Here is a 13045-nt window from a genome sequence, read left to right on the forward strand (position 1 = left end):
TAACCATTTAAAATTATAATTACGAAATATTTTAAATCAAAAAAAAAAAAAATGCAATAAAAAATTTATACTTATTTGATTAGAAAACCATTTAATTTGAATGCTTTGCTAAATTAATGGAATTTATAGCTTGTCTTAGATTGTTCTAAGAAACAATGATGAACATGAAATCTTAGAGTATAAAAACATTAAAGCGTCAAACTAACTAAGCAAAAATAAAGTTAAATTTAAATAAACTCCGCTTTTTGCGCTACGAAAACTAACAAAAATTTTCAGGAAAGTATTTTCAAAATTTGGCATTTGTTTTGAAAATAGTTGGGTGGGTGTTTTATCCAGCCTTGTGCGCAAAAGTCAAAATGCGATTTTATTTACAGGAGCTTGACGATGAAGGTTAGACCATCCGTTAAGAAAATGTGCGATAAGTGCAAGGTGGTGCGCCGCAGGGGCGTTGTCCGTATCATTTGTGAAAATCCAAAACACAAACAAAGACAAGGATAAAGTATGGCTCGTATTGCAGGTGTGGATTTACCGAAAAGAAAGAGGATTGAATATGGCTTGACCTATATTTACGGCATAGGGCTTTACAGCTCAAGGCAGATTCTTGATAAAACGGGAATTTCTTATGATAAGAGGGTTAGTGAACTGAGCGAGGATGAGGCTGCGGCTATTCGTAAGGAAATTCAAGGGCATTATAGAGTGGAGGGTGATTTGCGTAAGCAGGTGGCTATGGACATCAAAGCTTTGATGGATTTGGGAAGTTATAGGGGCCTAAGGCATAGGAAGGGCTTGCCAGTGCGTGGCCAAAAAACAAAAACAAATGCTAGAACCCGTAAAGGCAAGAGAAAAACAGTGGGTGCAAAATCGTAAGGATTAAAAATGGCAAAAAGAAAAGTTGTGAAGAAAAAGCTTGCTAAAAAAAACATAGCGAGGGGTATCGTTTATATCAGTGCCACTTTTAACAATACTATGGTTACGGTTACTGATGAAATGGGAAATACGATTGCTTGGAGTAGTGCGGGAGGACTCGGATTTAAGGGCTCTAAAAAATCCACCCCCTATGCCGCCCAACAAGCTGTAGAAGATGCGATGAATAAGGCAAAAGAACACGGTATCAAAGAAGTGGGCATTAAGGTGCAAGGACCAGGAAGCGGTCGAGAAACAGCTATAAAAAGTGTCGGAGCTATTGAGGGCGTCAAGGTAACTTTTTTGAAAGATATTACCCCTTTAGCACATAATGGTTGCAGACCGCCTAAGCGTCGTCGTGTCTGAGAAAATTTAGGAGAGTGTTATGGCAAGATATAGAGGACCGGTAGAGAAATTAGAAAGACGCTTTGGAGTCAGCCTTGCATTGAAGGGTGAAAGAAGATTAGCGGGTAAAAGTGCGCTTGATAAACGTCCCTATGCGCCGGGTCAGCACGGAGCAAGAAGGGGTAAGATAAGCGAATATGGACTTCAGCTTAGAGAGAAGCAGAAGGCCAAATTTATGTATGGTGTGAGTGAAAAGCAGTTTAGAAGACTCTTTGCCGAAGCAGCGAGAAGGGATGGCAATACAGGAGTTTTACTCATCCAACTTTTGGAGCAAAGGCTTGATAATGTCGTTTATAGAATGGGCTTTGCGACAACGCGCCGTTTTGCGAGACAGCTTGTAACGCATGGACATATTTTGGTCAATGGCAAACGCGTGGATATTCCGAGCTTTAGAGTTTTAGCGGGAGCGAAAGTTGAAGTGGTTGAAAAAAGTAAAAACAATCCGCAAATCACGAGAGCCATTGAACTAACCGCACAAACGGGGATTGTGGCTTGGGTTGATGTGGAGAAAGATAAAAGATTTGGAATTTTTACTAGAAAACCAGAGCGTGAGGAGGTGATCATTCCGGTTGAGGAAAGATTTATTGTTGAGCTTTATTCAAAATAATAAGGGCTAACGATGAGAAACATTACAATATCTGCTTATACGCCGACAGAATTTACCATAGAAAGCATCAGCGATAATGTAGCTAAAATCAGTGCTTGGCCTTTTGAAATAGGCTATGGAGTTACCCTAGCGCATCCTTTACGTCGACTGCTTTATACTAGCACCATAGGCTATGCGCCGACTGCTGTTTATATTGAGGGTGTGGCTCACGAGTTTGATAGTATGCGTGGTATGTTAGAAGATGTGGCGCTTTTTATTATCAATCTTAAAAAATTGCGTTTCAAGCTTAAAAACAATGAACAAAAAGAAGAGCTTGAATTCCACTTCAAAGGGCCCAAAGAAATTCATGGAAAAGATTTGAATAACGCTCAAGTTGAGGTGGTGAATAGCGATGCTTATCTTGCGACCATCAACGAAGATGCGGATTTAAAATTCAGTCTTGTGATTGAAAGGGGCATTGGTTATGTGCCAAGCGAAGAGATTAAAGAAGGGCTAAATGATCCTAAATTTATAGCTTTGGACGCCTTTTTCACTCCTGTCAGAGAAGCGACTTATGATATTGAAAAAGTGTTGTTTGAGGATAATCCAGATTATGAAAAGGTCGTACTTACGATTAAAACTGATGGACAAATCACTCCCAATGAAGCTTTTCAAAATGCTTTGGAAGCCATGTATAAACAATTATCTGTGTTTGATAAAATCACCAATGCTAGGACAGTGATTAAGGCTCAGGTTTCAAATACAGAGCTTGAAAATACCAAACTGCTGCAAAATATTATCGATTTGAATTTGAGCGCTAGGAGTTATAATTGCCTTGAAAAAGCAGGTATTGTTTATATCGGTGAGCTCGCTTTGATGAGCGTTAGTGAACTTACAGGGATTAAAAATTTGGGTAAAAAATCTCTTGAAGAAATCAAAAACATCATGGATAGCATAGGCTTTGCTGTTGGCACTTCTAAACTTCACGATAATAAAGAATTGCTTAAGAAAAAAATTGAAGAATTAAAAGCGCAAAACGAAGGATAAAAAATGAGACATAAACACGGATACAGAAAACTCGGCAGGACTTCATCGCACCGTGCTGCTTTGCTTAAAAATCTTACCATAGCTCTTGTAAGTAATGGTAAGATTGAAACAACTCTTCCCAAAGCTAAAGAATTGAGAGGCTATGTGGAAAAACTCATTACCAAAGCTAGAGAGGGCGATTTTAATGCCCATAGGGCGGTTTTTGCCGCCCTACAAGACAAGAGTGCAACTCATAAGTTGGTGAGCGAAATCGCTCCACTATTCAAAGAAAGAAATGGTGGCTATACGAGAATCATCAAAACGAGAATTCGACGCGGTGATGCTGCTGAAATGGCCTTCATTGAATTTGTGGAGTAGCTAAGATTAATCCTTTGCATTTATAAGTTCGATCAATTTATCAATTGATGATTGCTACAGATTGAAAGCTCTATGATGCAATTTTAACGCTTTTGTTTTGAAAATTTATCTTTTATTTTTACCGGCAAAATAAATACAAACAATATTAGTTAAGTAAATATACTAAATATGATAAATTAAATTAAGAAGATGAAAAATAAAATTTTTTTTTAATAATTTAATCCATTCAAATTCGCAATTCTGAAAGAGACCTAAATGATGAAAAGTGATTCAAATCATGGCTCTGTATATTGCAAAATTTTATACTTAAAAATTCAATTTTCTAACGATTATTTCTAGCCTTAATAAAATTGTAATTTTCAAGATCAATTTCATAAAAATAATATGCTTTGCAAAGACTAAAAATTTTAAGCAAACTTTCCTAAAACGGCTCATCCCCCAAATCAAAAGCGCTAAAATGTTTCTGAGAAAAAATTTTATGCCAGGTCCTTAAAAGATCCTCAAGCAAAACGGGATCTTTCTCACTCTTGATGCGACTTAAATTTTCCTTTAAAAATTTAAAATTCTCCACCTCGCTGAGATTTTTTTTCAGTCTCTCGCCGTTTTTATCGATGAGGCTTAAGAGCTGTTTTTTCAGGGCTAAATGCGCGTGGGTGATGGGGATGGCGTTGAGGAAGGCTAGGTTGATTTTGCAAAGGGCTAGCAAAAAATCGCCATCGTTTTTGATATGGTTTAAATTTTTGAGCTCAAGCTCCCTAATATCCTCATCATCAAGCCCCTTTTCCGCAAGGATTTTCTCCAAAAGGATTTGATGCCTCAAGCAAGCCTTATCGCTGACGCACCCAAAAAGCTCCCGCGCCGAGGCCCTGCGTTTCATGTAGCTTAAAAGCTCCAGTTCCCCCAGTGAAATTTGAGGGCCGGGCCTGAAATTTACCCCCACTTTGCGGCGGGATTTTTTACTCAAGGCTACCAAATCCTCACCCACTCCCAAAAGCCCAGCCACCAAGCCCACATAAGAATTAGCCACCAAGGGCTCCAGTTCGAAGGTATATTTTTGCACCCTCTCAAGGGCTTTTTGCTTCTCAAGCGGCGTGCTTGAAGGCTCTTTTAGGAGCATTCTGATGTAAAATTCTCCAAGCTCCATCCCCCCCTCTAAAATGCCGCGTAGCCTCGCTCCCTCGCCATTTGCCATAAGATCGGCAGGGTCCTTGCCCCCTTTGATGAGCGCGACCCTACCGTCGATTTGATGAGTGCTGAGTAAAAGGGCAGAGCGCATCGCCGCCCTAAGTCCCGCCTCATCGCTATCAAAGCACAGCACGACCCTAGCCTCCAAGCGCTTGATGATGGGAGTGTGAAGCTCACTCAAAGCCACGCCAAGCACGGCCACAGCGTTGTCAAAGCCAGCTTTATGAAGCGCGATGGCGTCCATATAGCCCTCGCAAATGATGATTTCTCGCTTTTTGATGATGCTTTCTTTGGCGAGGTGGAGGGCGTAAAAAATGCGACTTTTGTCAAAAAGCGCGCTTTGGGGGGAGTTGATATATTTTGCCCTATTCGCATCCAAGCTCCTGCCCCCAAAGCCCACCAAAACGCCCCTGTAATCATAAATGGGAAAGCTTATCCTTTGGATAAGGCTCGCGTAAAATTCCCCCCGCTCATCCCTTTTCACCGCTCCTGCGGCCAGAGCGTCCTCAAGGCTGATGCCCTCGTTTTTCAAAAGACGCAGGCTCTCCTCACTGCTTGGCGCAAAGCCCAGCTCAAATTTCCTAAGGTCCTCATCGCTCAATCTCCGCTCGTAAAGATAGGCGAGGGCTTTTTTGTTTTGGCTTAAATTTTGCTTATAAAAAGCGTGGAGCAGTGGCAGGATGTGCTTTAGGTCCCTTTTGTTTTCATTTTTATCTGTGGTATAGCTGAGGGAAAAATTGCTCAAATGCGCCACCTTTTCCACGGCCTGAGCAAAGCTCAATTTTTCAAAATCCATCACAAATTTAAAGACATCCCCCCCTGCTCTGCACGCAAAGCAGTGGTAAAAGCCCTTTTGGGGGTTGATGTGCATGGAGGGATTTCTATCATCGTGAAAGGGACAGACGCACACATAGGAGACTCCTTGCTTTCGCACCTCCACAAAATGCGAGATGACCTCTACAATATCCGCTCTTTGTTTTAAAAGCTCAATGCAACTATTTTTTATCATCTTAAAATTATAACGATATTAGCTATAATGCCACATTAAATTGCGGGTTTTAGGGTATGGACTTTTTCTTTGTGGAGTATAGGGACCCCATTGTGGGCTTGATTTTCCTCAGTGTTTTGATCTTCCTCATCGCTTCTGCGCATTATATTTGGAGGCTTTTTGCGAGTAAGGATGCCGAGCAGAAACTGGGGCGATTCATTAAAAAATTTGAACTCGCCAGCGCTCACAAGGATCTACTACGCAACGAGGCTTTAAATTTTTCCAATCTCACCTTTTTGGCAGAAATTTTCACCAAAAGCGGCGCGTTTGAAAAGGCGACCCAAATTTATCTCATCGCCCTAGAAAAAGCAGGCAGCAAGGACGAGCAGGAGCAGGTTTTTCTAGCCCTAGCCCTGGTTTATTTTAAGGCAGGCTTTTTAGAAAAAAGTCGCGAGGTCTTACACAACGCTCTCAAAATCCGCCCCCGCAACAAAACCGCCCTCAAGCTTTTAAAAATCGTTCAGCTCAAACTCAAGCTTTTCAAAGAAAATTTAGAGCTTTTGGACTGCCTTTTTGAGCTGGGTGAGGAGGTGGAGAGCGAGCGCGAATTTATCAAAGCCCTGATGATAGAGAGGTCGAAGAGCACAGCGGAGGAAAAAAGGGCCGCCCTTTTGGGGCTAAATTTTAAGGATAATGCCCCCCTAAAACGCCTTTTTTTTGAAAAATACGGGCTTTTTAAGGAGCAGGATTTTGAGGGGATTTGCGATTTGCTTTACAAAAATCCCAAGCCCGTCAATGAAAGAGACGCAAAATATTACGAATTTTTTTACGCCCTAAATCTCGTGGAAGCAAGGCAGGATTTTCGCTTTAAAAATTCCAATTTAAAGATGTTTAAAATCCTAAAAGACAATGCCTTTAAAGCGCGGCTTGACTTTTCCTATCTGTGCTTGGAGTGCAAAAATATCATGCCTTTGTTTTTTTATCACTGCCCCGTTTGCTACGAATTTAATGCCTGTAAAATTCTACTTGAGGTGAAAAACGATGAAGAGTGTTGAAATTTACACGGATGGCTCCTGCCTTAAAAACCCGGGCTTTGGGGGCTGGAGCTTCATTTTGCGTTATAAAAATTACGAAAAAATATCCTATGGCAGTGAGAAAAACACGACGAACAATCGCATGGAGCTTTTGGCGATTATTAGAGCGCTAGAGGCGCTTAAGGAGCCTTGCGCGGTGAAAATTTTTACCGATTCGAATTTGATGGTGCGAAGCATCAACGAGTGGCTGGAGCTTTGGGTCAAAAAGGGCTTTAGGGGCAAAAAAAATGTCGATTTATGGCAGGAGTATTTGCAAGCCTCAAGGCCGCATAAAATTCAGGCTTTTTGGATCAGAGCGCACAACGGACACGCCGAAAATGAAAAATGCGACGCCCTAGCGCGTGCGGCAGCGCTTTCTTTGCAAAGGGAGGAAGATGCGAAATATTGAACTTTTGGAGCAAAAATTAAACTATCATTTTAAGGACAGGAGGCTCCTCACCCACGCCTTGACGCACAAAAGCTTAAAAAAATCTTACAACAACGAAAGGCTAGAATTTTTAGGCGATGCAGTGTGGGATTTGATCGTGGGGGAGTTTTTGTTTCATAAATTTAAAAACAACGCAGAGGGCGATTTGTCAAAGCTAAGAGCCGCGCTGGTCAATGAAAAATCCTTCACCAAGCTCGCGGAATTTTTAAATTTAGGGGAGCACATTTTGATGTCAGTCGCTGAGGAAAATAATGGCGGCAGAGCCAAGCCCTCCATACTTTCGGATGCTTTGGAGGCCCTCATCGGGGCTGTGTATTTGGAGGCGGGTTTTTTGAGGGCAAAAAGCATAGCCCTAAGGCTTATCGAGGAGAATTTTCCCCGCATCGATGCGAAAAATTTGATCAAGGACTACAAAACCAAACTTCAAGAAATCACCCAGGCCAAATTCGCCCAAACGCCAGAATACGAGCTTTTGAGAGCCTTTGGACCCGATCATCAAAAAAGCTTTGAAATCGTCCTTAAAATCGAGGGCAAGGAAAGGGCAAGGGCCACGGCCAAAAGCAAAAAAGAAGCCCAGCAACTGGCTGCGAAACTGACCTTAGAAAAATTAGGAGAACTATGAACACCTTTGGAACGAAACTGAAATTTACGAGCTTTGGAGAGTCGCACGGCAGAGCGGTGGGGTGCGTTTTGGACGGGATGCCAGCGGGCGTGAGCTTTGATGAGGAATTTTTGCACCAAGAGATGCAAAAGCGCCGCGGCGGCAGCCGTTTTAGCACCCCGCGCAAGGAGGAGGATCGCGTGGAGGTTTTGAGCGGGATTTTTGAGGGCAAGACCACAGCCCAGCCCATCGCGATGGTGATTTTCAACGAAAACGCACGTTCCAAAGACTACGAGGAGCTAAGGGGCATTTTTCGTCCCTCGCATGCGGATTTTAGCTATTTTGCGAAATTCGGCCTGAGGGATCATCGAGGCGGGGGACGCTCAAGTGCTAGAGAAAGTGCGGCCAGAGTGGCAGCGGGCGCGGTGGCGGGGATGCTTTTGCGCGAGTTTGACGTCGTGGTGCGAAGCGGGATTTTTGGCGTGGGGGGGTGCGTTTCAGCCCTTAAAAATGAGGAATTTGACTTTGATTTTGCCGCAAAAAGTGAAATTTTTGCTCTGGATGCGGCTTTGGAGGGGGCCTTCAAGGCAGAAATTTTACAGGCAAAAAGAGACAAAGACAGCGTGGGAGCGGCGGTTTTCACGCGGGTGAGTGGCGCAGGAGCGGGGCTTGGGGAGGTGCTTTATGACAAGCTTGATTCCAAGCTCGCCCACGCTTTGATGGGCATCAACGCCGTGAAAGCCCTTGAAATAGGCTCTGGGATGAATTTAAGCAGGATGAGAGGGAGCGCGGCGAATGATAGGATGCGCGATGGGGGATTTTTGAGCAATCACAGCGGGGGGATCTTGGGCGGGATTTCTAACGGGAATTTGATCGAACTTAAGAGCTATTTCAAGCCCACGCCTTCGATTTTTTTGCCTCAAGAAAGCATGAACGAGGCGGGCGAAAATGTCCTTTGCGAGCTAAGAGGGCGGCATGACCCTTGCGTGGGGGTGCGAGGCAGCGTGGTGGCTACGGCGATGGTGCGGCTTGTGATGGCCGATGCTCTGCTTTTGAATTTAGGCTCAAAGCTTTTTTGTTTGAATAAAAATTTCTAAATCGAGCTTAAATGTTAATCATAAAAAGATAAAATTTTGCGTCTTAGAAAGGTGTCCGAGTGGTTGAAGGAGCACGCCTGGAACGCGTGTAAAGTGAAAGCTTTCGAGGGTTCGAATCCCTTCCTTTCTGCCATTTTATTTCGTTTTGATTCATTCTTTGCCAATCAAAAAACCGCAGTACATTTTTAGCTTATAGATTTATTCAGAAAAATTCTTTCACTAATGACAATATCTATCAAGTTTCTTTAAAAATTCAATCCCGCAAAAAGCCCGTCAGTGGTGAGCTGGCCCTGGCCCCTCCCACAGGGGCAAGTCCCGCCAAAAAAGCCGCCCTGCCTGCCTCCACGGCTAAGGCAAAGGCTCTTGCCATCTGCGGCGTGTTGCTAGCCTCAGCCAAAGCCGTATTGACCATCACTCCAGCCGCTCCCATTTGCATCGCCTCGCAGGCTTGCGCGGGTGTGCCAAGCCCCGCATCCACGATGATGGGCAGGTCAAATTCAGCGAGCAAGATCTCTATAAATTCCCTCGCGCACAGGCCTCTATTGCTCCCTATGGGTGCGGCTAGGGGCATCAGAGCCGCCGCGCCCGCATCGCGCATCGCCCTCGCAGCATAAATGTCCGCACTCATGTAGGGCAGTGGCGTGAAGCCCTCCTTGGCTAAAAGCTCCACCGCCCTGGCCGTTTCATAATTGTCAGGCAGCAAATATTTGCTATCGCGGATGACTTCGATTTTTATCAACTCCGCCCCGCAAAGCTCCCGCGCCAAAAGGGCGATGCGTAGGGCTTCCTCAGCCCTTCTCGCGCCTGAGGTGTTGGGTAAAAGCGTCACACCCTCGGGGATGAAGTCAAGGATATTCCCCATCCCGCCGGAATTCACCCGCCGCAGAGCCAGAGTGATGATTTGCGCTCCTGCCTGCCTTATCGCCGCATCGATGAGCTCTAGGGAGTATTTTCCTGAGCCTAGGATAAAACGGCTTTGAAACTCGAATTTGCCCAGTTTTAAGCTATCTTTTTGCATTGCATTTTTTCTATAAAAAACTTAAAAATTATAAATAATTTTATTGTGTTTTTGGAAATTTATCCATATTTTCAGTTTACTTTCAAACTATAAAATTTTAGCATCGCGTAAGCTTAAAAATTTAGGAAAACAAATGAGCAAAAAGATTTTATTGCCTTTGGCGCAGGGTTTTGAAGAGGCTGAATTCATAGGCGTGGCCGATGTTTTGAGAAGGGCTGGGGAGCTGAGTGGGGATTTGGAGCTTCTCATCGCCTCACTGGATAGTGAGCTTTTAGTGCGGGGAGCTAATGGAATTTACATCAAGGCCGATCGTTCGCTTGAAAGTGTGGAGGGTGAGGAATTTGACGCCATAGCCTTGCCGGGGGGTTTTGAGGGTATGACAAACCTTAAAAATAACGGCACGATTTTAAATATCATCAAAAAACTTCATAGCGATAAGAAAATCGTTGCGGCGATTTGCGCTTCTCCTATCGTTTTACACGCTGCTGGGGTTTTGAGTGAGGAATTTGCTTGTTATCCGGGCTGTGAGGCGGGACTTGGAGGACAAAGAGTTGAAAAAGCTGTGCTTGTAAGGGATAATGTCATCACAGCAGCAGGTCCTGCTGTGGCGATTTTATTCGGCTTAGAGCTTGTGAAAGTGCTTTGTGGAGAAGAAATTTATAAGGCTTTATATGAGGGTATGCTTGTGCCTTTGAGTAGGGCTTAGGCGGTTTGTTTTAAACCGCCTTTATTTTAAAAATTCATATTCAAATAAAACATCAACAAGTTGTTCTTTATAATATTCTTTTATTTTAACCTTAAAGGCTTTAATTTGATTATTTAAATCCCCATATTTAAAAGCCATTTTCGGCTCTCCGTTTGCATTGACACCTTGCTCTATTTTGATGTTAATTTCTTCATCGATTTGGTAAAGTCCGTATTTAAAATCGTCTCGGTATTCTTCGGTTTTTTTGACAAATTCTAAAATTTCATTAAATTCGTTCAAAAGGTCTTTTTCTGTATCGCTTAATTTATAACCTTTATCGATAAAATCTTGCATAGTTTTCTTTGCTAAAGTGTCCCCATCAAAACAAAGCTCGTTTTTATAAAGCCTACCATCACTTCCATAAAGACTTCTTAAATGCGGATAATGACTTAAACAAGTCCAAAACATCGTTTTAAACAAAAATTTATCTAATGCTCCACTTTTCACATCTTTTAAATACTGCTCTGCTTTGTCGGCTGATTTCATAATAAAACTCATCACTTTCCATTCATTGCAGTGGTCAGGATACTTAGAAGCGGCAAATATCGGTAATTTTTCTAAAAAATTATTACGGCGTAAGTAAAAGCCGTGTCCATTAAATTTAGTCCCTATGGTAAGGCAGGAGTGAAGCCTAGGATTATCAAGTCCAAAGCTATCAACGGCTAAATAGCCCATAATGCCATCTTTTTCATCATTGTTAAAATAAGCAGTGGCACTTAATTTTTTATTGTGTGAAGGGTCGCTTTCACGCCCATTTAAATCGCACAAAATCCCCTCACCCTCCACATCACTCATTCTATTTCCCTCGTAAAATTTAGAGCTGATTAAATGAAAGCACTTTTTAGCTTTTAGTTCTCCTTGATTTTCTAATTGATGATTGATAATATCCATAGCCTTTAGGGAAATTTCAGTGCTTTTAGTATCATTTTCATTAGCCCACCATATCAAACTCACACAAGCATCAGTTGGGGCGTGGAAATGTCTGCGATTTAAAGCGTAGCCGTCCATAAATTTTTTTGAAATTAAATGTTGTGATTTGTAATATTTTATCGGCGAAAAAACAATATAGCTATCAAGTTTATCGCGTAAAAAATATTTAAAAGCACTCCATATAAAGGCGTTGGCTAAATCATTTGTCGCAGCACCCTTAACCTCTTTTTTCATCTCATTAATGACAAAATTTTGCTTCCAGCTTGAGCTTTCTTTACCTTTCTTTTTCTTTTGAAATTCTATGCTTGTCGTTTCTGCGTAAGGGGGATTTTCATATAAGATGACTGCACATTTTGGATTATCTAAATATTTTCTAATTTCAGGATGATTAATAAGGTCTTTACTGAGTGCATTTGCACCGCTTAAAAAACCTTCATCGTTTAAATTTGGAAGTTTTTTATCTTTTGGGATAGGGGGTATAATGTAGCGAACGCGTCCTCCAAGTCTGTCTTTTAAAACCATCCATTCCTTTAGCTCATAAGTGCTAATGATAGTGTGGCTTAGTAATTCATCATCAAATTCTTGCTCCAAATTCCCACTGCCTGCACATCTGTCAATAATGACATAGTCGGTCTTCCCCCCCCCCCCATTGCTCTTTCTACGGCTTTTTTAACCAAGTTAAGTCCAAGTTTCGCATAAAGAGCTGGGGTATAAAAAGCTCCTAATTTTTTTTGTGTCATAGGGTCATTTAACATATCCATAATATACTTAAAGTCTATTTCTCGTCCTTGCCAAGCATTAATGTATTTTTTAAGGGTGCCTTTTGGCTCTTTAAGTTCGGCAAAAAATGCCTTTTTTTCGGGCTTTTGTTTAAAATTTAAAGCATTTTCGTAATAAAAATTTGCCCAGCCATAAACATTATGTTCGTTGATGTTAATTTTTACATTATGTCTTTGTTCTCTTACAAATTCTTTAATAGCTTTTTTGCCTTTCTCATAGCTTAGGTCAAATTCAATGATTTCACTCGGCTCATTTGCTTTAAAGTCAGCTATACCATCGCTTGCTTTTAAATTTGCGTAATTTTCTATATCGTTGATAATTTCAATATAATCAATCGTATCATAAATAAAACATCGGTTTTCATCTTGACTCACAAGGCAAATTTTAGCAGGTATAGGCACTCCGTCTCGGTTAAATCTAGCTAAATAAATCAAAGCTTGACTTAATGCCTTTGCCTTGCCGTAGCTTGTAACATTTTGTTTATGTTCAAAAATGATGTTATTTGTGTATCCATCTGTGTTTTTTGATATATTAACATCATAAAGTCCATTAGGAAAAATTTGTGTATAAAAATTGACTTGAAAGCTTACTTCATCGGTTTGGATTGTTGGCATTCATATCCTTTAGTTTATTAAAGCCCTTAAATTTAAGAGCTTTGCGCAATTTAGTTTTCCTTAAGAAGCTGACTGATTTCACCAACCTCAGGAAAACGCTCGTCTTTTAGAGCCTTTTTGGAAAAGATGATTTTACCATCACAATCAACGATAAAATCCCCCCTGCCGCCAACCTGCAACTCGACCTCCACGTCCTCAAAGTCCTTTTTTAATTCTTCTGCAACCCTTGCAGCTTGGGGTTTGTAGTTTCACATTTGGCAGTAAAAAA

General features: G+C 41.8%; 16 protein-coding genes and 1 tRNA gene. 12 read left to right on the forward strand and 5 right to left on the reverse strand.

Translation table 11 applies throughout. The features are described 5' to 3' along the window. Positions 1-384: 384 nt before the first annotated feature. From rpmJ to rplQ, 6 genes are read left to right on the forward strand one after another with little or no spacing between them, the layout of a single operon-like run. Positions 385-498 carry a 50S ribosomal protein L36 gene (gene rpmJ, locus Q4A73_RS04085; protein ID WP_303206168.1) on the forward strand — a complete coding sequence of 38 codons (114 nt, stop codon included), beginning with the start codon at positions 385-387 and terminating at the stop codon, positions 496-498. A gap of 3 nt (positions 499-501) precedes the next feature. Further along, positions 502-867 carry a 30S ribosomal protein S13 gene (rpsM, locus tag Q4A73_RS04090; protein WP_303206169.1) on the forward strand — a complete coding sequence of 122 codons (366 nt, stop codon included), beginning with the start codon at positions 502-504 and terminating at the stop codon, positions 865-867. A gap of 9 nt (positions 868-876) precedes the next feature. Further along, positions 877-1269 carry a 30S ribosomal protein S11 gene (gene rpsK, locus Q4A73_RS04095; RefSeq protein ID WP_303206170.1) on the forward strand — a complete coding sequence of 131 codons (393 nt, stop codon included), beginning with the start codon at positions 877-879 and terminating at the stop codon, positions 1267-1269. 19 nt (positions 1270-1288) lie between these two features. Then, entirely contained in the window at positions 1289-1915 is a 627-nt protein-coding gene (gene rpsD, locus Q4A73_RS04100) for a 30S ribosomal protein S4 (protein WP_303206171.1), read from the forward strand. A gap of 12 nt (positions 1916-1927) precedes the next feature. Further along, the gene (locus tag Q4A73_RS04105; RefSeq protein WP_303206172.1) at positions 1928-2941 is read left to right on the forward strand and encodes a DNA-directed RNA polymerase subunit alpha; all 1014 of its coding nucleotides are present in this window, start codon (positions 1928-1930) and stop codon (positions 2939-2941) included. 3 nt (positions 2942-2944) lie between these two features. Further along, positions 2945-3298 carry a 50S ribosomal protein L17 gene (gene rplQ, locus Q4A73_RS04110; RefSeq protein WP_303206173.1) on the forward strand — a complete coding sequence of 118 codons (354 nt, stop codon included), beginning with the start codon at positions 2945-2947 and terminating at the stop codon, positions 3296-3298. 421 nt (positions 3299-3719) lie between these two features. On the opposite strand, the gene dnaG is transcribed toward rplQ, so the two are convergent. Then, positions 3720-5492 carry a DNA primase gene (gene dnaG / locus Q4A73_RS04115; RefSeq protein ID WP_303206174.1) on the reverse strand — a complete coding sequence of 591 codons (1773 nt, stop codon included), beginning with the start codon at positions 5490-5492 and terminating at the stop codon, positions 3720-3722. 56 nt (positions 5493-5548) lie between these two features. Here dnaG and Q4A73_RS04120 point away from each other — a divergent pair, with 56 nt between their 5' ends. From Q4A73_RS04120 to Q4A73_RS04140, 5 genes are all read left to right on the forward strand, one after another. Beyond that, positions 5549-6526: a hypothetical protein gene (locus tag Q4A73_RS04120; protein WP_303206175.1), complete on the forward strand. Its 978-nt coding sequence runs from the start codon at positions 5549-5551 to the stop codon at positions 6524-6526. After that, positions 6513-6953, forward strand: a complete 441-nt coding sequence (gene rnhA / locus Q4A73_RS04125; RefSeq protein ID WP_303206176.1) for a ribonuclease HI — start codon at positions 6513-6515, stop codon at positions 6951-6953. Before Q4A73_RS04120 ends, rnhA begins: the two co-directional genes overlap by 14 nt. After that, positions 6940-7614 (forward strand): ribonuclease III, encoded by a 675-nt coding sequence (rnc, locus tag Q4A73_RS04130; protein ID WP_303206177.1) that lies wholly within the window; start codon positions 6940-6942, stop codon positions 7612-7614. The genes rnhA and rnc overlap by 14 nt, the downstream gene beginning before the upstream one ends. Next, positions 7611-8690: a chorismate synthase gene (aroC, locus tag Q4A73_RS04135; RefSeq protein ID WP_303206178.1), complete on the forward strand. Its 1080-nt coding sequence runs from the start codon at positions 7611-7613 to the stop codon at positions 8688-8690. The genes rnc and aroC overlap by 4 nt, the downstream gene beginning before the upstream one ends. 45 nt (positions 8691-8735) lie before the next feature. Continuing rightward, positions 8736-8823, forward strand: a tRNA-Ser gene (locus Q4A73_RS04140). Between the two features lie 120 nt (positions 8824-8943). Here Q4A73_RS04140 and Q4A73_RS04145 read toward each other — a convergent pair. Beyond that, positions 8944-9708, reverse strand: a complete 765-nt coding sequence (locus Q4A73_RS04145) for a thiazole synthase (protein WP_303206179.1) — start codon at positions 9706-9708, stop codon at positions 8944-8946. A 133-nt stretch (positions 9709-9841) separates the two neighbouring features. On the opposite strand from Q4A73_RS04145, the gene Q4A73_RS04150 reads away from it, so the two are divergent. Next, positions 9842-10414, forward strand: coding sequence for a DJ-1 family glyoxalase III (locus tag Q4A73_RS04150; protein ID WP_303206180.1), 573 nt, complete (start codon positions 9842-9844; stop codon positions 10412-10414). A gap of 21 nt (positions 10415-10435) precedes the next feature. Here the strand turns inward: Q4A73_RS04150 and Q4A73_RS04155 are convergent, their stop codons facing one another. The 3 genes from Q4A73_RS04155 to Q4A73_RS04165 all read right to left on the reverse strand — a co-directional run. Then, positions 10436-11905: a hypothetical protein gene (locus Q4A73_RS04155; RefSeq protein WP_303206181.1), complete on the reverse strand. Its 1470-nt coding sequence runs from the start codon at positions 11903-11905 to the stop codon at positions 10436-10438. A gap of 38 nt (positions 11906-11943) precedes the next feature. Further along, positions 11944-12777 (reverse strand): hypothetical protein, encoded by an 834-nt coding sequence (locus tag Q4A73_RS04160; protein WP_303206182.1) that lies wholly within the window; start codon positions 12775-12777, stop codon positions 11944-11946. A gap of 50 nt (positions 12778-12827) precedes the next feature. Next, on the reverse strand, positions 12828-13045 hold a 218-nt coding region (locus Q4A73_RS04165; protein ID WP_368492647.1), incomplete at its 5' end, for a SelT/SelW/SelH family (seleno)protein.

Origin of the sequence: Campylobacter sp., from assembly GCF_030528245.1 — a bacterium.
Taxonomy (GTDB): Bacteria; Campylobacterota; Campylobacteria; order Campylobacterales; family Campylobacteraceae; genus Campylobacter_D.